A 21,482-nucleotide genomic window follows, 5' to 3' on the forward strand; every position below is an offset into this window, starting at 1 on the left:
TTCGCGCCTATCCCGACAGATCGTAGAGCGTACCGTCGATTGTCAGGCCGATCTCGTCCTGTGCCATGCCGTCGACCAGCGCCCAGAGGATCTGCCCGGTGGGTTTGTAGATGACGAAGGCCTCGGCCACATCCGCGTCCCCCGCGCCGGGGGTGAAGGCGCTGTTGATCTGGAACTGCGCCGCCGTGGCGCGGGCGTTGCCGAACACCAGCGTATCGCCGTCCGCCGCAAGATAATCCTGGATCCAGTCGGCCCCGTGATCCGAAATGCCCAAATGAAAGAAACTGTCCGCGCCCGCGCCGCCGTTGATCTGGTCGAACCCGAAGCCGCCGTTGATGAAATCATCGCCACCGCCGCCAAACAGCGTGTCGCCAAGCGCCGCGCCCGTCAGCGTGTCGTCGCCCGCGCCCCCGATCACCAGATCCGCGCCAAAGCCGCCCGCGATCACGTCGTCGCCCGCGTCGCCGCGCAGCTCGTCGTTGCCGTGGCTACCATCGATGGTGTCGTCGCCGTCACCGCCATAGATCACATCGCGCAGATCCCCCGCCCCCTCACCGCCGGTGAGAACGTCGTCGCCCGCGCCGCCGATCAGCGTATCACGGCCCCCACCGCCGTGGAGGGTATCGCCCAGATCGCCGCCTTCCAGCCGGTTGTCTTCCGCATCCCCCGTCAGCAGCAGTGCTGCAGACGGGTCTATGTCCGGTTCTGGATCCGGCGGATCTTCGTCGGGAGGCGGAATGGACTGTCCGTCGGATGAATCGAGATCCTCACTCTGCGTCACGGGTGTGTCAGGTCCGGGCGGATCCGCAGCCGTGTCCTGCACCGCGATGCGGGCCGCGCTGGTCAGGCTCTCTTGCGTGCCCTGCCCGTCGGTATAGCGGACGGTGACGGCGATGGCCGCATCGGCATCGGGTGCGGCGACGGTATAGCGCGCGCCGGTGGCCCCCGCGATGGCGGTGCCGTCGCGCAGCCATTGATAGTCAAAGCTGCCCAACCCGTCGGCATCGTCGAGCGTCGTGGTGACTGCTTCGAGCGCGCCGCCGGGGCGGGCCGTTCCCACCAGAAGCACGGCACCGGTGGGCAGGTCGTTGACGTTCTGCACCGGCGCGGTCGCGGTGGTGGTGATGCGGGTGATGCCGGCACTGCCGGTGTACTGCGCGCTGACCGCGATCTGTGCGCCTACATCCGCCTGTCCCAGCGTGTAGGTGCTGCCGGTGGCGCCGTCGATTGCCACACCGTCGCGCAGCCAGCTGTAGGCTTGCGCCTGCGTCGAGGGCGTGCCGAACAGATCCATCGCACCGGTAAATGTGGCGGTGAGGGTCGCGTTCTGCACCGCCGCACCGGCGAGCGTGACGCCGGCGTCGGTGTCCGCAATGGTGCCTTGCAGATAGATCTCCTCGCCATCGGCGAAACGAATGTGTTTGAACGTGTCGCTGCCGGTGATCGTCATGCCTGCGCGCGCCTCCGCGCTAAGCGCGGCAATGTCGAGCGTGTCGCGCCCGAAGGTGAAATCATAGACGGTGTCGCTGCCCATGCCGGGCTCGATTACCACCCGGTCCGATCCATCGCCGGTGCGGATGGAATCGTCGCCCAGACCCCCGCGCAGGGTATCGTCGCCCGTGTCGCCCAAAAGAAAATCATCGCCCGGACCGCCGCGGATGAAATCATTGCCGTCCTGCCCGAAAAGCGTATCGCTGCCCGCGCTGCCCAGCAGCGTGTCGTGTCCCGCATTGCCCTGAAGCTGGTCGGCACCGGGACCACCCTCCAGCCAGTCGTCGCCCTCCTGTCCGAACGCGGTATCGTCGCCCTCCCCACCCAGCAGCGTGTCGTCGCCCAAATCGCCCTGAAGCTGGTCGTCGCCCGCCAGCCCCTCGATCAGATCATCGAGCAGGGTGCCGAACACCGTCTCCTCGCCCATCGTGGCGAGGGGCGGTGTGCTGCCCTGGGCGGTGTACCCCGCGATCTCGTAGCCGATGTCGGCCAGCATCGCGAGATCGAGCGCGCCGGGCAGCTTGCGCGTGCCCGTCATGGTGACCGGATCGAGCAACACCTCGCCCCCATCGTGCCCGTTCTGCACATGGCCGTGATCCTCTTCGAGCGGCACGTCCGTACCACCGTTCGCGGCCACGGCATTGACACCCGTAAAGGCATGATCAACCACCAGCGCGTCGAAGGCGGGCGCCGTCCCGATGCCCAGAATATGCCCGATTTCATGCAATACCGTGGTCAGCAGATCGTTCTTGCCGGCCACCGGCCCATCCAGATCATAGCTCCAGTCATAGCGCAGATCGAGCACCACGACCCCGGCCCAGGGTTCGAAATCGGTGACCGGTCCGCCGTTCCTGAAGTCATCGCTGATGCGGCTGCGAAGCACGTCGCCCTCGGCATCGGTGCCCGCAAAGCCGCCGCGCCCCAGCGCGGAGATGTCGCGTGCGCCCGCGAATATCAGCAGGTCGTCGATGTCTTCGTCGAGGGTGATCGTCTCGCGCTGGCCCGAAACAGAGGGGTTGGCGATGCTGAACGTGGTGCCGGCGCGCACCTCGTCGAAGTCGTCCTCGATGAGGCCCGACCAGATCTCGGCGGCGCGGTCCATGACCGCACGCACGGCCGGATCATCGTAGAACCCCGTGGGGTCAAACCGATAATCGAAGGCGATGCTGAAGCTCATGCAGCGGGTCTCCTCACACATGCTGGAAAACAACGAAGGGCGCGCAAATGCCCCCGTCCAGCACGTGCCGGGACACCCGTCGATCCTTTGGCGCCGTGGGCGGGAAAGGATCTCGCAGAAGTTTATTCAACCTCTGAAACGGGGTGAATTAAGGGCCAGAACCGGGTGAATTCTGGCCCTTTGTCGGTTCAGGCCGTCAGGTCGAAGACCTCGGAGCCGATTTGCAGGTTGATCTCGTCCTGACCCGCGCCGTCGACCAGCGCCCACAGGATCTGGCCGGTGGGGCGGAAGATGACGAAGGCCTCGTCGATGCCCGGCCCCCCCGCGCCCTGCGTGGTGGCGATGTTGATCTGGAACTGGCTCGCCGCGACATCGCCACGCCCGAACACCAACGTGTCGCCCTCGGCGGCATCGTAATCCTGGATCCAGTCCGCGCCGTGGTTCTCGACACCGAGGTGGAAGAAATCATCCGCGCCTGCGCCGCCGTTGACGCGGTCAAAGCCGAAGCCGCCGTTGATGAAATCGTCGCCATCGCCGCCGAACAGCAGATCGCCGAGGGCCGCACCGGTCAGCACATCGTCGCCAGCCTGCCCCTGGACGGTGTCGGCACCAAAGCCGCCCGCCATCGTGTCGTTGCCGTTGCCGCCAAAGATCTCGTCGTTGCCGTAGCCCGCGTCGATCTCGTCGTTGCCGTTGCCGCCATAGATCACGTCCCGCAGATCGCCTGCGGAGGCGCCACCGGTGATTTCGTCGTTGCCGTCCCCGCCGTTGAGCGTATCGGCACCGTCGCCGCCCGCCAGCGTATCGTTGCCGCCCTCGCCCAACAGCCGGTCGTTGCCTGCTGCGCCGTTGAGGAAGTCATCGCTGGCACCGCCGCGCAGGGTGTTGTTGCCCGCGTCGCCGAACAGCCTCAGGCCGTTGTCGATGGGATCAACGACTTCGGCGGGTGTCGCGCCGCGGGGCAGCTCAACCGCGACAGATTCCACCGTCTCCACGTTGCCGAAGCCATCGGTGAAGGTGCCGCGCACCGACAGTGCCTTTTCGATGTCCGCTTCCGTCAGCGTATAGCGGGTTCCGGTCGCGCCCGCGATGTCCTCGCCGTCGCGCTGCCACTGGTAGGACAGCGGCCCGACACCGTCGTCGTCGGAAATCGCGGGATCGAGCGTCAGCGTCTCGCCCAGCATCAGACCGCCGCCCAGGATCAGGTTGCCGCTGACGGGGTCGTTGACGTTGGCGACCGGGCCGGACTGGGTCGATACCAGTTTCTCGACGTTGCCCGCCCCGTCGGTATAGGTGACTTCGACCGTGACGAAGTTGTTCACATCCTGCTGCGTCAGGGTGTATTCCGATCCCGTCGCGTTCTGGATCGACTGGCCGCCGCGCACCCAGTGATAGCTGAACGTGCCCAGCCCGTCCTCGTCCGTGATGCCGGCGGTGCTGACCGACAGCGTCTCGTCTTCGGTCGGTGTGCCGCTGACCGCCAGTGCGCCCAGGGGTGCGTCGTTGAGGTTCTCGACCGCATCGGTCGGCTGGCTGGTCAGCGCGTTGCCGTCATAGGCCACGCGTACGGTGATTTCCGCGCCGGTGTCGGCCTGGGTCAGCACATAGGTCTCTCCGGTGGCGCCACTGATCGATCGGCCGTCGCGCTGCCACTGGTAACTGACATCGGACGGGTCCGCACCGTACAGACCGGTGGCCCCCGTGAGCGTCGCCGTCAGCGTCGAATCCTCCGTCGCCGCACCGGAAATGACGACGCGGTCCGCGCCCGCGCCGATATCGCCTTGCAACAGGATGCTGCCGCCGTCCTCCAGCGTGACCTGCTGGCCGCCGCTTACCCGGGTGGTGGTGATCCCCGCGATCTGCGCGGCGCTCAGCCCGGACACATCCAGACCGTCAGTGCCGAATTCGAAATCACGCACGGTATCGTCGCCCATCCGCGCGGACAGCACAAAACGGTCCGCCCCCTCGCCGCCCGTCAGGTCGTCGTCGCCGGTGCCGCCCGAAATCGTGTCGTCGCCGGCGTTGCCCTTGATCGTGTCGTTGCCCGATCCGCCCGACAGGCTGTCATCGCTCTCGCGCCCGGTGATGATGTCGCTGCCGGCCAATCCGTTCAGAACGGTCGTGCCAGAAGCCACGCTCAGCACGTCCGCCTCGCCGCTCGGCGCGTTGTCCTTTTCGACCCGCGCTTCGTCCACGCGCGCGCGCAACTGCGCCATGGTGAATGTCGCGCCGTCAGCGAACTGCACCCGCTCGATCGCGCCGGCGTCGGAGCCGGAGTACGAATTGACCAGCGCCAGCACGTCGCGCCCGTTGTCGGCATTCCCGAAGTCCAGAACCATCTCATCGGCACCGCGCTCGGAGACGCTCATATTCTCGACCAGATAGCCTTCGACGATCACCGTATCGGTGCCGCCGGTGGTAGCACCCAGATCGTTGATCGAATCCCGCCCGTCCCCGGCGCGGTAGATATAGGTGTCGCCGCCGGCACCGCCGGACAGGGTGTCCCCGTCCGCCTCGCCGCCCAGCATCGTGTCATTGCCGTCAAAGCCGAACAGCTGGTTGGCCTGCGCGTTGCCGCGCAGCATGTCGTCGTGATCGGAGCCGTGCGCGTATTCGATGTTGCGCAGCGTATCGAAATAGCCCAGCCCGTCAGACGCCGTACCGGTGGCCAGATCGACCGTCACGCCGGAGGTGGAGTTGAGATAGCGCACCATGTCGCCGCTACCCGATCCCCCGTCGAGCGTGTCGGTGCCCACTTCGCCCCACAGCTGGTCGTTGCCGCTGCCCCCGGTCAGGCTGTCGTTGCCGGTGCCGCCTAGAATGACGTCCGCACCGCCGTCGCCGGTGATGTCGTCGTTACCCGCATAGCCGAACAGGCGGTTGGCGCCGGTGTCGCCCGTGATGTCGTCATCGTGGTCCGACCCGTGCACGTTCTCGATGTTGCGCAGCGTGTCGTCCGCGCCCGATCCGTCGATCGCAGTGCCCGCGCCCAGATTGACGGTCACACCGCGCGCGTCCTCGCGGTAGCGCAGGATGTCGGATCCGGTGCCGCCGTCGATGGTGTCGGCACCCGCCTCGCCCCAGATCTCGTCGTCGCCCGCACCGCCCACAAGGCTGTCGCGCCCCTCGCCGCCCAAAATGACGTCGTCGCCCCCCGAGCCGTTGATCGTGTCGTTGCCGCCATACCCGAACAGGCGGTTGTCCCCGGTCGAGCCGACGATGTTGTCGGAATTGGCCGACGCATGCAGGTCCTCGACGTTGCGCAGTGTGTCGGTGCTGCCGTAGCCGTCGCGCACCACGCCGGTGGCCAGATTGGCCGTGACAGCACCCGTCGCCTCGAGATAGCGCGCCACGTCCTGTCCGGTGCCACCGTCGATCGTGTCGTTGCCCGTGCCGCCCCAGATCTCGTCGTCGCCGCTTTGCCCGTTCAGGACGTCGTTGCCGTCGCCGCCCAGCAGGATGTCGTCACCGCCCGCGCCGCTGAGCGTGTCGTTGCCCTCTTCACCGACCAGCCAGTTTTCGCCCGCGTTGCCGCGCATCACGTCGGCGCGCTCGGTGCCGAATACCCCTTCGATGTTGCGCACCGTGTCACGGTCGCCGAAGCTGTCGATGATCACGCCCGTGGCCAGATCCGCCTCGATGCCCATCTCTCCGCCATCGACAAGCAGATCCTCGCCGTAATGCATGAAATCCTCGCCCGCGCCGCCATCGATGGTGTCGGCCCCCGTCAGGGCCCAGAAATCGTTGTCCTCGGCGCTGCCGGTGATGTTGTCGTTGAAGATGGTGCCGTGAACCTGGTCGATGTTGATCAGCGTATCACGGTCGCCGAAGCTGTCGGTGGCCACGCCGGTGGCGAGGTTGACGACGACGCCCTGGGTGCCGCGTTCGATCTGGCCGGTCTCGTAGTTGAGCTGCCCGATCGTAACTTCGGCGTTGTAGACGACCGTATCGCCGCTGCCGGTGGCGCCGTTGATGGTGTCGTTGCCCTGAAAGCCGACGAACCATTCCAGCTCCTGGTGGCGCAGGTTACCGCCGATCAGCGTGTCGTCGTAGGCCGAGCCGTTGAGTTCGAGAAAATGCAGCCCGCCGCTGAAGTCGGTGCGCATGCCGTCCGATGTCGCGATGCCGGTGGCGAGGTTGACGGTCACCGCACTATCGGTGCGGAACACGATGTGGTGGGCATAGCGCGTGCCCTCGGACCCGGTGCCGGTGATCGTCTTGGTGCCGCGCCCGTCGATCACGACGGTGTCGCGGGCGTCCTCCATTGTGGTGCCGATGCGCACGGTGTCGTTGCCGTTGCCGGTAAAGATCAGGTTGTCGCCGTCGAGCCCGTCGAGATAGTCGTCGCCGTCGCGCCCGAACAGACGGTCGCCGGCAAGCCGGTTGGAGCCGATGATCCGGTCGTCGCTGTCGGTGCCGATGACATGTTCGACATTGAGCACCCGGTCGGAATTGCCGAAGGTATCGGTCGCGGTCCCCTCGGCGAGGTTGACCGTCACGCCGCGTGTGCCGGTTTCGCGGAAATAGGCGACCTGGTCGACCCCGCTGCCGCCGTCGAGCGTGTCATTGCCGCCACCGCCGACCAGCGTGTCGTCGCCGCCGCCGCTGTTGATCACGTCGTTGCCCCCGCGCCCGTAGAGCAGATCGCCCGCCCCGGCGCGTCCGGTGATGACATCCGCCTGCGCCGATCCATAGACGACTTCGATGTTGGACAGCAGGTCGGGATTGCCGAAGGTATCGCGCACGGCACCGGTTTCGAGGTTGACAGACACGCCGCCCGTCCCGCCGTCGCGGTCATAGGCCACCTCGTCGAAACCGGCACCGCCGTCGAGCGTATCCGCGCCGACACCACCCACCAGCGTGTCGTTGCCCGCACCGCCGTTCAGGGCATCCGATCCGCCCAGCCCGTTGAGCAGGTCATTGCCGCCCAGCCCGTTGAGAACGTCATTCGTGCCATTGTTTCCGACAATCGTGTCGTTCGAAGCCGTGCCGTTTCTGGTAACCATGAATTTTTCCTGTCGCTGTCTTTTTTCGGGCGCCTGTTCTGCGCCGCCCGACCGAGGGTGAAATTGCTACGCCGATACAAAGACCAATTTCTGGCCGCATTTATGGTGCTTTTGTGGCGGTATACCGAAATCATGAAAATTCCCCTATCCCTTCGGAAACGCTGAGCGAAAACTGTTGTCACAGGGACTCACCGGGGGCGGCTTCCCGCCGGCTCCCGAAGGGATTCGCGGATCCGGCGCAAAAGCGCGCAGCATTTGATGCAAAGCTGGTGCGCATTGAAGGCAAGAGCCGCCAAAGCGCCGCAATCCTGCGCCTGCACAGGCCGCAGCCCTCCCCCATCTGTGTCCGTGGGGGCGTATCTTTGGGGGATACGGCATGGACGGGTTTCGGCTGACGGGGTTTCTCGCGGCACCGGAAGACTACAGTCTGACGGGGTTGTCGTTGTTGGAGATGTTCACGGTCAACGGTGAGGAATGGCTGATCGCGGGGTCCTCCGCGAGCGGGGCGGTGACCCGCATCGGCCTGCAAGGCGCGTTCACCGTGCGCGACATAAGCTGGAGCGCGCAGGACGGTGCCGGTGTGCCGCTGTCGGGGGGCCTGTGCGTCGAGATGGGCGGCCACGAGACCCTGGTGGGCTTTGATCGGATGAGCGCGCGCGTCACCCTGCAGGAAATGGACGGCGCGGGCCGGCTGGCCACGCCATCATTCCTGCGCCTCGAGAACGGTACGGCGGTGGAGGCGACGCAGATGAACGCCTTCGAGATGAACGGGCGGAACTGGCTGGTCGGTGTGGATGCCGACCGCGACGGCATCAGCCTCTACCGGCTGGGCGACAACGCGCGCGCGACCCGCACCGACCAGGTGAGCGACACCGCCAAGACCCACAGCGCCCATGTCTCCGATACGGTGACGGTCGAGGTCGGCGGCACCCATTACATCGTCACCGCCTCCGCCCACGAGAACGGCATGACCAGCCACCGCGTCAGCGCGAACGGCGATCTGAGCGTGGTCGACAGCATCGGCACCCGCGACGGGCTGTGGTCCACCGGCCTCGTGGATCTGACGGCCATCGAAATGGGCGGGCAGACCTACCTGATCGGTGTGGGCGCGCAAAGCGGCACGCTGGCGGCGGTGCGGATCAATCCGGCGGGTGTGTTCTTCGTCTCCGAGATCGAGATCGACGACCGCGAAAGCCGCTTTGCCGGGGTGAACGCGGTCGAGACCTTCGCCGCGCAGGGCCGCGATTTTGTGATCGTGGGCGGCACCGACGGCGGCATCTCGATGTTCGAGCTGTTGCCCGGCGGCACCTTCTTCCACCACCTCAACGCGGTGCAGACAAACGACTGGGACATCGGCACCATCACCGAAATAACCGCCCGCGTCAGCGGCGGCGAGGTGCAGGTGTTTCTGGCGGGCGCGGGGGACGGCGGGCTGGCACAGCTGAGCCTGTCGCTGGCCGATCTGGGCACCCGCTGGTCAGGCAGCAACGGCGCCGACAGCCGCAGCGGCACGGCGGGCCACGATATGTTACTGGGGGCGCGCGGCAACGACACCCTCAACGGCGGGGCGGGCGATGACGTGCTCCACGCGGGCACTGGTGCGGACCGCCTAATCGGGGGCGCGGGCGCGGATGTCTTTGCCTTCACCGCCGACGGCAGCGCCGACCGGATCGACGATTTCGAACTCGGCGTGGACCGCATCGACCTGTCGGACTGGGGCCTGCTCTATCACATCTCGGCGCTGGACATCGGCGGGCGCAACAACGGCGCGGTGATCGAATTCCGCGACGAGGCACTGCGGCTCTACAGCGCCGACGGCAACCGCATCGACGCAGACGATTTGGGTCAGGAGGATTTCATCTTCTGACGCCCGGTACCCCCCTCCCGCGAAAGGGGGATAGCCCGAAGGCCACCGTTGGCACGACACTGGGCGCGGGGCGGGGCCAGTGGGTTGGATGTCGACAGCTTCCACCTTGGTGAACAGCTCAGGCCATCAGATCAAATGTCTCGCCACCGATCTGCAGGTTGATCTCGTCCTGCGCGGCCCCGTCGATCAGCGCCCACATGATCTGGCCCGTGGGCCGGTAGATGATAAAGGCTTCCTCCACACTGCCGTCGCCCGCATCGGGCGTATTGGCAAGGTTGATCTGGAACTGCCCCGCACTCGCGCCCGTGTTCCCGAACACCAGCGTATCGCCCTCGGACCCGTCGTAGTCCTGGATGAAGTCGGTGCCATGGCCCGCCACCCCGAGGTGAAAGAATTCATCCGCCCCGTCGCCGCCATTGACCCGGTCGAACCCGAAGCCGCCGTTGATGAAATCATCGCCCTCCGCGCCAAAGAGCAGATCGCCGAAGCCCGAGCCGGTGATGGAATCGTTGCCCGTCCCGCCCAGCACGGTGTCGGCGCCAAATCCGCCCTCGACCAGATCATCGCCCGCATCGCCGCGCACGTTGTCGTTGCCGTAACCGCCGCGGATCGTGTCGTTGCCATCCCCGCCAAAGATGTTGTCGCGCAGATCGTTCTCGGAGACACCGCCGGTGATGCTGTCATTGCCCGCCCCGCCGATCAGGTTGTCGGTGCCGTCGCCGCCGTCGATGGTGTCGTCACCGGCCAGACCGGAAAGCGTATCGTCCCCGCCCAAACCGCGCATGAAATCATCGCCTGCCGTTCCCGTCAGCCGGTCGGGACCGCCGGTGCCCTCGATGGCGGGCAGCCAGTTGCCGTAGCCCTCCAGCCAGTAGACGTTGCCATAGTCGGGGCTGCGGAAATCCAGCGTGTCGGCAAGGTTGGCAAAGGTCAAAAGCCGCGTGCCGTCGTCCGAGATCAGCGGATCGGCCCCGTTGAACCGCGCGGCAAAGCCGCCGTCGTCGCGGCCCAGAAGGGTGATCTCGGAGGTGTCCATGTCGGCCACGAAAATATCGTTCTCCCTCGTGCCGTCATCACCGGGATCCTGCGCCACCAGATCGCCTGCAAAGGTCTGGAACGCCACATAGCGCCCGTCGTCCGTGACCGAAAACAGCGGCTGGGCGGTATTGGCCTCGAACACGTAATCGACCGTGCCGTCCGCCAGCGTCACCCGCACCAGACCGGCGGCCCGGTCGCTAAACGCATTGTTGGTGTGGAAGAAAACGTAGCGCCCGTCCCCCGACAGAACAATCTGCTGGCCCGATCCAAACTCGAACCCCGAGGCGATGTCGTCAAGATTGCGCAAAGTGCCGGTGGTCCCGTCATAGATCAACTGGGTGTCGTTATTCAGCCGGAACGCCGCGAGCGCGCCGTCGTCCGACAACGTCACAGACTGGATGCGGTCGGCCCCGTCGATCCCGGCCGCAACCGCCAGCGCGCCCAGATCCGTCTGCGCGTCCGATCCTGGATCCGCCAGAACGGCGCCGCTATAATGATCCCCGCTCTTGCTCACCAACAAGGCGACGGTGCCGCCGTCCCCCGACAGCGCCCCGACCTCGACCGTGGTGTTGCGCGCCAGCCCTTCAGGCTCCACCAATGTGAACCCGCCCGTGGCCACATCCAGGATGTAGACATCGCGCTGGTTATCGATGTCCGTCGCCACCAGCGCCTCCGGCGTCACCAGCGCCACGCGCGTGGCATCGTCAGACACCGCCTGTCGGAAATTGGTGTTGAAATTCGCCCGGATATCAAAGGCGGGCGCAAGAAAGCCGAACCGCCCCGTCTCGAAGCTGTAAGAGACGAGACGCTCGTCCGTGCCCGCCTGCTGGTTGAGCAGCATCACGGCGGTATCGCCGTCCGCAGACAAGGTAAACCTTTCGGCGAAAGGGCTTTGGTCGGGCAACGTAGCCCAGGGAAATACGTTCAGGGTCATAATGGGTTTCCTCTCTTTCAAATGCGCGCAGGCTGCGCCCCTACCCCGCCGGATCGGCGGCCACGTCCCCGGTTTGCACGGTCCGGGCAATCTGCACTTTGGGGCGGCGGACGGGTATGACGCGCGCGCGTCCGGGATCAAATCGGGCTGACGCGGTCGGTTCGCCGGCTAATTCATCTGTCAAAACAGATCGCGCGCCTCCGATGATGAAAGCAAAATCCCCTGCGTCCAGTCTCTGCACCGCGAAAAAGGGGCGCCCCCCCACATCGCGTGTCCTTGTTCCGGCGACAGATCAGGCCATCAGATCGAAAGTCTCGCCCCCCAGCGACAGATTGATTTCATCCTGCCCCGCGCCATCGACCAGCGCCCAGACGATCTGGCCGGTGGGGCGGTAGATGACGAAGGCCTCGTCGACGTCCGCGTCGCCCGCGCCCGGCGTCGTGGCGATATTGATCTGGAACTGCGCGCGGGTGGCATCCGCGCGCCCGAACACCAGCGTGTCGCCGTCGCCGCCCGCATAATCCTGGATCCAGTCCGAGCCGTGATTGAACACGCCGATATGGAAAAACGCATCCGCGCCCGCGCCACCGTTCACCCGGTCATAGCCGAAACCGCCGTTGATGAAATCATCGCCGTCACCGCCGAACAGCAGATCGCCAAGTGCCGATCCGGTCAGCGTGTCATCGCCGTCGCCGCCCAGCACCGTGTCGGCCCCGAAGCCGCCCGCGATCACGTCGTCGCCCGCATCGCCGCGCAGGCTGTCGTTGCCGTAGCCGCCGTCGAGGGTGTCGTCGCCATCGCCGCCGAAGATGTTGTCGCGCAGATCGTTCACGCCGGTGCCGCCGGACAGGCTGTCGTCACCCGCCCCTCCGACGATCGTGTCGGATCCGTCGCCGCCGTTGATCGTATCATCGCCCGCCCCGCCGTCGAGCCTGTCGGCCAGCGGCGTGCCCTCGATCAGCACGTTGTCAGCGCCCGTTTCGGGCTCCTGCGGGTCGGGCACGACCGCACCGCCGGTGGTGATGGCCTCGGGCAGGACGCTGTAGCCCGCGGGCAGTTCCGTTTCCGTCACAAACGACTGCGGCACCGCCAGGACGTCCGCCGCGCCCGCCAACAATTGCCGCGAGCCTTCGCCGTAACTCTCGATCGGCACCGGTGCATAGCTGATGCCGTTGCTACGGAAGAAATCGAACAGGTCGAGTTCAAGCTGCGAGCCCGTCACCAGGGCGATGGTGGCCCCGTCCAGTTGCGCCGCCCTCGTGATCCCCAGATTGTCGGGCATGATGAGCACGACCGGCGTCGACGAGATGGCCCGTACCGGCACGTCGATCCCGTACAGCAAACCATCGCTGTCCAGCAGACTGTCGTCGACGGGAGGCTCGGGCTCCGTGGGCGTGTCCGGCGCGTCGGGGTCCTCGATCGCCGGCACCTCGCCGCCGGCGGCGGAAAAAGCGTCGTGCCAGTCCTGCGCGACGCCGTCCGCACCCGCGGTAAGGCTGGCCACCTCCGCCGCAGCCAGCGCCTGCCAGGCGGCCAGATCGTCGCCCTCGGGCAGTTCCAGTCTGCGCAGGCGGGCCGAACCGGCAAGACCGATGGTGTGCGCGTCCTCCGCCGCCTCGCCCAGTTGCGCGGCCAGCGTGGCACCGGTGCTCTGATCCAGCAAGGTGCGCAGATCGGCGGGCAGCCCGGCCAGCACGTCATCGTTGATGACCAGCGCCCGATAGAGATTCTGAAACCCCGTGCCCTCGGGCAGGAACAGGTGATTTTCCATCAACGTGTTGATCTGCAGGTCGCGCGCCTCCGACGCGCTCAGCAAGACCCCGTCGATCACCCCGGTTTGCAACGCGGCATAGATTTCGGCACCGGCGATACTGACCGGAACCATGCCGGCCTCTTCGGCCAGCGTCGCCGCGATGGAACCCGCTGCGCGGATCTTCAGCCCGGCCAGATCCTCGGGCGCGTTGACCGACGTGCTGGTATAGAAACCGCGCGGCGCGTCAAAGCCCGCCGACAGCGCCGTCAGTCCGAAAGTCCGCAGATCCTCGACGGGATCCCCCGTGGCCAGCGCCTGCGCCAGCGCGATCGAGCTTGTACGCCCCACCTGCGCGCTGAAGGCCGTGCCCAGCACCTCCATGCCCGGCAGCTGGCCGGTGTAATAGCTGGGCGACAGGAGTGCCATATCGACCTGCCCCGTCGTCACGGCATCGAAACTTTCAAAGGCGCCGACCAGCTCTCCGGGGGTGTAGATGCGCACCTCATGCGCGCCGTTCGACAGGGCGGCGATAGACTCCGCCCAGGCCTCGATCACCTCTCCCAATGGGCTGTCGGTGCTGGTGTCGGTTACAAGGGTCAATACGGTCATGACGCGCGATTCCAATCCTTTGCATCGGTCCGGTGCAGGTCATTTCCGATACGGCAATGAAACCGGACCCGGTCTGAAAATAAATATGGGTCAAATCGTGACAGGTAATATCAAAACGGGTGGCCCGCGTGACCGGTCCGCCCGATGCCAAGGGTCGGCCACGCACCCTCCTTTTGTCAACTGTTTCCGAACCCCCGTCCAGCAGCGTGAGGTCGTGCGGAATGTCCCGGGCTTCGGTCTGGTTCGGGACGGGACCATACGCAGGCGTATTTATTTGTGGTGCCACTCCCGCCCAGACAAAGCCGGCCGCGTTCAGATCCTCTGGCGTGGAGACGCAGGGGGGAACCCTGTGGCGGTCGGGGGCGTCGGTGCCGGTTCAGGGACGGCACACTTGCGCATGCCAGCCCCGGATCCCGTCACCCATACCGGGCAGCACCCCCCGCCACAGGGGAGGCGGGCCGCGATGCTATGCCGTCAGATCGAAGATCTCGCCCCCGATGCTCAGATTGATCTGGTCCTGTCCCGTGCCGTCGACCAGCGCCCACATGATCTGCCCGGTGGGGCGGTAGATGATGAAGGCGTCGGCCACATCCGCCGCCCCCGCGCCGGGCGTGAAGGCCTCGTTGATCTGGAACTGCGCGCGGGTGGCCGCCGCATTGCCGAACACCAGCGTGTCGCCGTCCCGGCTGTTGTAGTCCTGAATCCAGTCGGAGCCGTGGTCTTCCACGCCGAGGTGGAAAAAGCTGTCGGCCCCGCCGCCGCCGTTCACCCGGTCATAGCCGAAACCGCCGTTCACGAAATCGTCGCCATCGCCGCCGAACAGCTGATCGCCAAGCGCCGATCCGGTCAGGGTGTCATCCCCGGTGCCGCCCAGAACCGTGTCGGCGCCGAAACCGCCCGCGATATTGTCGTCACCCGCATCGCCGCGCAATTCGTCGTTGCCATAGCCGCCGTCAATGACGTCATTGCCCTCCCCGCCGAAAATCACGTCGCGCAGGTCGTTCCGGGATCCGCCGCCAAAGATCAGATCGTCGCCCGTACCGCCGTTGATCGTATCGACCCCGTCAGAGCCGCGCAGCGTATCGTTGCCGCCTTCCCCGCTGATGAAGTCGTTGCCGCCCAGACCGTCGAGGTTCTCGGGGGCATCGGTGCCGGTGATGCGGTCATCGCCTTCGGTGGCGGTGGCATAGTTCCGCAGGGTCCCCGTCTGATCCAGTACGGTACCGGCAAAAGTCGATCCGGCCTGTGCGGCATAGTTGAGGTTGAAGCCTTCCAGCCCCTCGTTTTCGGCGTCCGACAGCAAACGCACGCTCACGGCGGCTTCGGTCTGGCCGGGGGCGAAAGTCACAGTGGTGTCGAGCAGGTCGAAATCGCTGCCCGCGCGCGCGAGGCCGCCATTGACGGCCACGTCAAAGGTCAGCTCCGTCGCGGAGGCTTCCGACAGGAACACGGGCACCTCCACCAGACGGCTGCCGGTGCTGGGCTCCTGAAAGGAAATCGGCGGACCGGACAGGGCCACGTTCAGCCCCAGCCCGTCGTCGTCGAGGATGAAGGCGGCCGTGGTCAGCCGCGCCTCGCCCCCCGCCAGCACACCGCCGGTCGGCTCGCTGAGGGTCAGGAACACGGATTCGTCACGCTCGTCGATACTGTCGTTGCCGATGCCGATGTAGACGCTGGCAGAGGTTTCACCCGGCGCGAAGGTGAGCGTGCCGTTGTTGCGGGTGCTGGTCACGCCATAATCCAGATCGCTTTCCTGCGCCGAGCCCAGCGAGGTGGTGTATTCCACCGTGACCGGCTCGGACGAGGCTTCGGACAGCGAGACCACATAACGCAGGGAACCCGAATAGCTCTCCATCACGTCATCGGCGCGGGCAAAGGAGATCACCGGCCCGTCGTCGGTATCGTTGTCGAGCACCGTCGCCACCCCGCTCAGCCCGTCGGTGGACAGGGCGATGTTGGCGGGTGCGCTCAGGTTGAGCGCGAAAGTCTCGGTCTGCTCGGCCACGACATCACCCGACACGTCGACGGTCACAGCCGCGCGGTCCTCGCCGGCTTCGAAGGTCAGACTGCCGGAGGTGGCGGTGTAATCGCTGCCGGCGGTGGCTGTGATGTCGGTGGTGGTGTATTCCACGGTGAACGCCGAAGTCGCCGGACGCGACAGCTGCACCTCGAACGTCGCCTGCTGCGTGCCGTCGTCGGCTTCGATCAACACCGGATCGGACACGAACATCGCAAGGTTCGGCCCCACCCCGTCATCGTCCATAATGATGCCGCGGGTCGAGAGCGTGCTCGTCCCTTCCTTGAAACTGGCATTCTCGGACAGATTATAGAGCTCCAGCGTGAAGGCTTCGTCGGTTTCGTCGATGTTGTCGTTGCTGAGACCGATGAAGATGCTGGCAGAGGTCTGGCCCGGCGCAAAGGTCAGCACATCGTTGGTGCGGCTCGATGTCATGGGATAATCAAGATCGCCATCCTGCACGGTCTGATCGGTCAGGGTCCGGAAGGACATGCTGACGCTGTCGACAGGGGCCTGCGACAGCTTCACGTCAAAGCGCACCTCGGTGCTGTAGGCCTCGTAGACCGGCACGCTTTCGATGCTGACGACCGGCTCCGGAGAGGAATCGTCATCCTGGATCAGGGCATAACCGACCGACCCCGTCACATCCATTATCGGGCTGGACGGCGGCGTGACCACCAGCGCAAAGCGTTCCGCCGCCTCGACGCTGGTATCGCCCGTTACCGCCACGCGCACCTGTGCGACGCTCTGACCGGGGCGCACCTCGATGGTGCCAACGGCGGCGGTGTAATCCTCCCCGGCGGTCGCATCGAGATCCCGCGTGGTGTATTGCAGCTCAAACGCGGTCTCGGCCGGACGTGACAACTGGATATCGAAAACCGCCTCGGTGGTGCCGCGATCGCCCTCCACCAGCACCGGATCGGAGACAAAAAGCGCCAGGTTGGTGCCGGTCCCGTCCTGATCCAGGATTATGCCAAAGTTGCGCAGCGTCTGCTCCCCGCCCTGAAATTCGGCATTGGATGACAGGTTGCCCAGCTCCATCACGATGGCTTCGTCGAATTCATCCGTGCTGTCGTCGGAAATCGGAATCTGGATCGTACCGGTCGTCTCGCCCGGTGTGATGGTCAACGTGCCGTTGTTGCGGGTGCTGGTGGTGACATAATCCAGATCGAAATCATTTGCCGTACCGTTTGCGAAGGTCCGGTATGTCATCGTCACGACATCCAGCGCCGGCTCCGACAGTGTCACGTTGAAAGAAAGCGTCCCGCTATAGGATTCCTCGACGCTCGCGTTGGACAGGGTGACTTCGACCATAATAATTTCCTCCGGAAAAATTCAGGCTGGCCCGCTGCCGGCCCGTATAAATATTGTTAAATACTACTCAACAAACGCCCGGAGTCCAGTTCCAAGGTCCCTGTCAGACCGTCAGATCGAAGATCTCGCCCCCGATGCTCAGATTGATCTGGTCCTGTCCCGTGCCGTCCACCAGCGCCCACATGATCTGTCCGGTGGGGCGGTAGATGATGAAGGCGTCGGCCACATCCGCCGCCCCCGCACCCGGCGTGAAGGCCTCGTTGATCTGGAACTGCGCGCGGGTGGCCGCCGCATTGCCGAACACCAGCGTGTCGCCGTCCCCGCTGTCATAATCCTGAATCCAGTCGGCGCCGTGGTTTTCCACCCCGAGGTGGAAGAAACTGTCGGCCCCGCCGCCGCCGTTCACCCGGTCGAACCCGAAGCCGCCGTTGACGAAATCATCGCCGTCGCCACCAAACAGCTGATCGCCAAGTGCCGATCCGGTCAGGGTGTCATCGCCGGTACCGCCCAGCACGGTATCCGCGCCAAACCCGCCCGCGATCACGTCATCGCCCGCATCGCCGCGCAATGCGTCGTTGCCATAGCCGCCGTCAATGACGTCGTTGCCCGCGCCGCCAAAGATCTCGTCGCGCAGGTCGTTCACGCCGCGCCCACCGGTCAGCATATCGTCGCCCGCCCCCCCGATCAGCGTATCGACACCGGTGCCGCCCTCAATGGTATCGGCCCCCGCGCCGCCGTCCAGCAGGTCGTCTCCATCATCGCCCGAAACCCGGTCGTCGCCCGCGCCCCCGCCGAGCGTGTCATCGCTCAGCCCGCCCGCCAGCGTGTCGTTGCCGCCGCCGCCGTCGATGCTGTCGCGGGCATCGGTCCCTGTCAGCGCCTCATCTGCGTCGCTGCCCTGGCGCGCCTCTGTCGGCGGGCCGAACAGATCCCGCGTGGATACGATATCGAGCGTGCCACCGTACCAGCGGGTGTCGAACCAGACCTCGGCCACATTCGTCATCTCGACGCGCAGGTCCCCCCCGTCGTCGTAGATCAACCGCCCCTGCGCGCCCGACAACAGGCCGGTATCGTAGATGCCCGAAATCAGCACCCGGTCGGTGCCGGTGCCGCCATCGATGACATGACTGCCCGCGCGGGTCACGAAACGGTCGTCTCCGGCCCCGCCCGACAGGATATTGTCGCCCGCATCCGCCGACAGGATGTCGTCGCCCGCGCCGCCCGTCAGCACATCGTCGAGGTGACTGCCCAGCACCGTGTCGGAACCCCCCGTGCCGGTGATCCGCATCGTGGCGCTGGCCCCGTCCCACGCCGCATCGAGGCTGCGCTCGGGTGCGCCGTACAACAGCGCCATCGCCTCGCGGTCCAGCGTGCCCAGCTGCGTGGTGCCGCGCGAGCGATCATAGGACATCACCGTGAAAGTGCCGTTGTCGCGGTCGGACGAGATGACCGGCTCCCCCTCGAACGGGTGCCTGAGCCCCAGCGCATGGCCGACCTCGTGCAACAGGATCGAATAGCCGCGCACGCCCGGCGTGATGGTCGACGCGTTCTCCAGATAGTAGTCGCGGTTGAGAAAGATATCGCCGCCGATGTTGTCGTGCAGCGTCAGGTATTGCGTGCCCGCGCCGGTGCCGTACTCGTAATCGGAGGGGTAATAGGCAAACCCGCTCAGCGGATTGCCCGTGGCGTTGGTGCGCCCCGTCATGTCGATCATGCCGAAGCGGATATCGCCGCCCACACTGTCGGTCACCTCGACAAAGCGGATGCCCGAGGCGGCTTCCCATGTCTCCAGCGCGGTGCGCGCGTGGGCGCGGTGCGCCGGGGTGAACCCGTCGAACCCGTCCTGTGCCCCCGACAGCGTGTCGTAGGGCGCGGCCTGGGTGGGAAAGGAGTAGCTGACCACGACCGGCGTGCCGAGGCTGGCCTCGTGGTTCCAACGCTCGGCGGCCTCCGACTTGGTAAGCGACAGCACGTCGTTGCCGGCAACGGGTACATCGTCGCGAAAGAAAAAATTCATCTGGTCTGTTTTCCGGGTGTTGCCTGATCACTGGCCGCCATCAAGCATTCCGCGCAGCGGCCCGTCAACCGGACACCGGAAAAACACCCCTCATGCCATCAGATCGAACACCTCTGCACCGGCCTGCACGGTGATCGCGTCCTGCCCCATGCCGTCGACCAGCGCCCAGACGATCTGGCCGGTGGGGCGGTAGATGACAAAGGCCTCTTCGACATCCGCCTCCCCCGCGCCCGGCGTGGCCGCCGCGTTGATCTGGAACTGCCCCGCCGTCGCCGCGCGCCCGAACAGAAGCCTGTCGCCCTCGGCGCTTGCATAATCCTGGATCCAGTCCGCACCATGGTCGGACACGCCGAGGTGAAAGAACGTATCCGCGCCGGTGCCGCCGCTGACCCGGTCGAACCCGAAACCGCCGTTGATGAAATCATCGCCCTCCGAGCCGAACAGCAGATCGCCCAGGGCCGATCCCGTCAGGCTGTCGTCGCCGGTGCCGCCGATCACGGTGTCGGCACCGAAGCCGCCCGCGATCACGTCGTCGCCCGCATCCCCGCGCAGCTGGTCGTTGCCATAGCCGCCGTCGATGGTGTCGTTGCCGTCACCGCCGAAGATCACGTCGCGCAGATCGTTTTCCAGGGTGCCGCCGGTCAGCACATCGTCGCCCGCGCCACCGATCAGCGTATCGGCCCCACCGTATCCGTTGATCGTATCATTGCCGCCACCGCCGTCGATCCGGTCGTGGCTGCTGCTCCCCTCCAGAACGTCGCTGCCTTGAGTGCCGGTCGTCTCGACCGCCTCGAAAAGCGTGTCCGCCGCGACCGACCGGTCGGCGAATTGCAGGGTCTCGATGCCGGTCAACAGGTCGGTGTCCGACAACGTGCCGTCCTGCGCCGCATCGCGCACGTAGATCTCGTTCCCGTCAAAGCTGATTTCCGCCTGCGCGAAGGTGCCCGAGAACACGGCCGTATCGTCGCCCGCACCCCCCGTCAGCGTGTCCGCTCCCGTGCCGCCCGCCAGCGTGTCGTCGCCCGCGCCCGCCAGAACCCAGTCGGAAAACGCGGTGCCGGTGATCGCTTCGTCCGCATCGGTACCAAGGATCTGCGGCACCGCGTTGTCGGCCTCGCGCCCGAACCAGACGCTATAGACCCGACCCCCGAAGTTGCCGAATCCCCCGCCCCCGGTCGACCCGTCGGACAGCACGCCGATGCCGATGGCGTTCCAGTCGACGTTGGCCCAGATGCCTTCGTTGACAATGACCGTGTTGTGACCGTCGGAGTTCTTCCACCCCTCCAGCGCCTCCGCGATGTCGCTGTATCCGCCTGCCCAGATTTCGAAACCATAGCCGGGATAATCGGTGCCCAGCCGCTCGGGCGTGTCCCACATCACCGACGGGTCGCGGTGGTCGCCGTAGTAATAGGCGTCCGACCAGCTGTGAAAGTTGGCACCCTCGGGCAAGGCGACCCCTGCCTCCCAGATGTTTTCGTTGGTGTCGAGCGTATGGCGCCCCGCCACCAGCGTCAGATCCGCCGACAGCGGGACCTCGGGCAGCCCACTTTCCGCACGGTAGTCCATGATCATCTGGTACAGCTGCAATTCCTGCAGGCTCAAAGTGTCCTGTGGCGTGGTGCTGTAGATATCGATCGTCATGCCGCTGTCCTATCTATTCATCGCAAGGAGGGGGCAGGCCGGTGGCCTGCCCCCCCTTTTCCGGTCGAAGCGTTTATAAATCGCAAAACCGGCGAAAATAAGGTCGATCCGCACCCTCGGCGGCTGCCTGCCGGTAGGGTCGCGTGCGGCGGCGGATTTACGCGCTCACGTCATCAGATCAAATATCTCACCGCCGATCTTGAGGTTGATCTCGTCCTGTGCGGCCCCGTCGATCAGCGCCCACATGATCTGGCCCGTGGGCCGGTAGATGATAAAGGCTTCCTCGACACTGCCGTCGCCCGCATCGGGCGTGTTGGCAAGGTTGATCTGGAACTGCCCCGCACTCGCGCCCGTGTTCCCGAACACCAGCGTATCGCCCTCGGACCCGTCGTAGTCCTGGATGAAGTCGGTGCCATGGCCCGCCACGCCAAGGTGAAAGAATTCATCCGCCCCGTCGCCGCCATTGACCCGGTCGAACCCGAAACCGCCGTTGATGAAATCATCGCCCTCCGCGCCGAACAGCAGATCGCCGAAGCCCGAGCCGGTGATGGAATCGTTGCCCGTCCCGCCCAGCACGGTGTCGGCGCCAAATCCGCCCTCGACCAGATCATCGCCCGC

General features: G+C 65.8%; 9 protein-coding genes and 1 pseudogene. 2 read left to right on the top strand and 8 right to left on the bottom strand.

Annotation, left to right across the window (positions count from 1 at the left end):
* Positions 1-7: 7 nt before the first annotated feature.
* Positions 8-2,668 (bottom strand): hypothetical protein, encoded by a 2,661-nt coding sequence (locus tag Q1A06_RS18475; protein WP_299567061.1) that lies wholly within the window; start codon positions 2,666-2,668, stop codon positions 8-10.
* Between the two features lie 188 nt (positions 2,669-2,856).
* Positions 2,857-7,674 carry a hypothetical protein gene (locus Q1A06_RS18480; RefSeq protein ID WP_299567063.1) on the bottom strand — a complete coding sequence of 1,606 codons (4,818 nt, stop codon included), beginning with the start codon at positions 7,672-7,674 and terminating at the stop codon, positions 2,857-2,859.
* 376 nt (positions 7,675-8,050) lie between these two features.
* Here Q1A06_RS18480 and Q1A06_RS18485 point away from each other — a divergent pair, with 376 nt between their 5' ends.
* The gene (locus tag Q1A06_RS18485; protein WP_299567065.1) at positions 8,051-9,541 is read left to right on the top strand and encodes a M10 family metallopeptidase C-terminal domain-containing protein; all 1,491 of its coding nucleotides are present in this window, start codon (positions 8,051-8,053) and stop codon (positions 9,539-9,541) included.
* Between the two features lie 118 nt (positions 9,542-9,659).
* Here Q1A06_RS18485 and Q1A06_RS18490 read toward each other — a convergent pair whose 3' ends face one another.
* Positions 9,660-11,513, bottom strand: coding sequence for a hypothetical protein (locus Q1A06_RS18490; RefSeq protein ID WP_299567067.1), 1,854 nt, complete (start codon positions 11,511-11,513; stop codon positions 9,660-9,662).
* Position 11,514: 1 nt separating this feature from the next.
* Between Q1A06_RS18490 and Q1A06_RS18495 the strand changes: the two genes are divergently transcribed.
* The gene (locus tag Q1A06_RS18495) at positions 11,515-11,664 is read left to right on the top strand and encodes a hypothetical protein (RefSeq protein ID WP_299567069.1); all 150 of its coding nucleotides are present in this window, start codon (positions 11,515-11,517) and stop codon (positions 11,662-11,664) included.
* A gap of 141 nt (positions 11,665-11,805) precedes the next feature.
* Here Q1A06_RS18495 and dctP read toward each other — a convergent pair whose 3' ends face one another.
* From dctP to Q1A06_RS18520, 5 genes and pseudogenes are all read right to left on the bottom strand, one after another.
* The gene (gene dctP, locus Q1A06_RS18500) at positions 11,806-13,875 is read right to left on the bottom strand and encodes a TRAP transporter substrate-binding protein DctP (protein WP_299567070.1); all 2,070 of its coding nucleotides are present in this window, start codon (positions 13,873-13,875) and stop codon (positions 11,806-11,808) included.
* Between the two features lie 466 nt (positions 13,876-14,341).
* Positions 14,342-17,206 carry a Calx-beta domain-containing protein gene (locus Q1A06_RS18505; RefSeq protein WP_299567072.1) on the bottom strand — a complete coding sequence of 955 codons (2,865 nt, stop codon included), beginning with the start codon at positions 17,204-17,206 and terminating at the stop codon, positions 14,342-14,344.
* A 103-nt stretch (positions 17,207-17,309) separates the two neighbouring features.
* Positions 17,310-19,223, bottom strand: a complete 1,914-nt coding sequence (locus Q1A06_RS18510; protein ID WP_299567074.1) for a matrixin family metalloprotease — start codon at positions 19,221-19,223, stop codon at positions 17,310-17,312.
* Positions 19,224-19,313: 90 nt separating this feature from the next.
* Entirely contained in the window at positions 19,314-20,864 is a 1,551-nt protein-coding gene (locus tag Q1A06_RS18515; protein ID WP_299567076.1) for a CAP domain-containing protein, read from the bottom strand.
* A gap of 165 nt (positions 20,865-21,029) precedes the next feature.
* Positions 21,030-21,482, bottom strand: a pseudogene (locus Q1A06_RS18520) (calcium-binding protein); the annotation flags it as partial.

This window comes from uncultured Sulfitobacter sp. (assembly GCF_947497275.1).
GTDB lineage: Bacteria > Pseudomonadota > Alphaproteobacteria > Rhodobacterales > Rhodobacteraceae > Sulfitobacter.

Bases quoted from the DNA above. Each gene is read 5' to 3' on its own strand.
- Q1A06_RS18475 (WP_299567061.1), bottom strand. From the start codon at position 2,668: ATGAGCTTCAGCATCGCCTTCGATTATCGGTTTGACCCCACGGGGTTC.
- Q1A06_RS18480 (WP_299567063.1), bottom strand. From the start codon at position 7,674: ATGGTTACCAGAAACGGCACGGCTTCGAACGACACGATTGTCGGAAAC.
- Q1A06_RS18485 (WP_299567065.1), top strand. From the start codon at position 8,051: ATGGACGGGTTTCGGCTGACGGGGTTTCTCGCGGCACCGGAAGACTAC.
- Q1A06_RS18490 (WP_299567067.1), bottom strand. From the start codon at position 11,513: ATGACCCTGAACGTATTTCCCTGGGCTACGTTGCCCGACCAAAGCCCT.
- Q1A06_RS18495 (WP_299567069.1), top strand. From the start codon at position 11,515: ATGGGTTTCCTCTCTTTCAAATGCGCGCAGGCTGCGCCCCTACCCCGC.
- dctP (WP_299567070.1), bottom strand. From the start codon at position 13,875: ATGACCGTATTGACCCTTGTAACCGACACCAGCACCGACAGCCCATTG.
- Q1A06_RS18505 (WP_299567072.1), bottom strand. From the start codon at position 17,206: ATGGTCGAAGTCACCCTGTCCAACGCGAGCGTCGAGGAATCCTATAGC.
- Q1A06_RS18510 (WP_299567074.1), bottom strand. From the start codon at position 19,223: ATGAATTTTTTCTTTCGCGACGATGTACCCGTTGCCGGCAACGACGTG.
- Q1A06_RS18515 (WP_299567076.1), bottom strand. From the start codon at position 20,864: ATGACGATCGATATCTACAGCACCACGCCACAGGACACTTTGAGCCTG.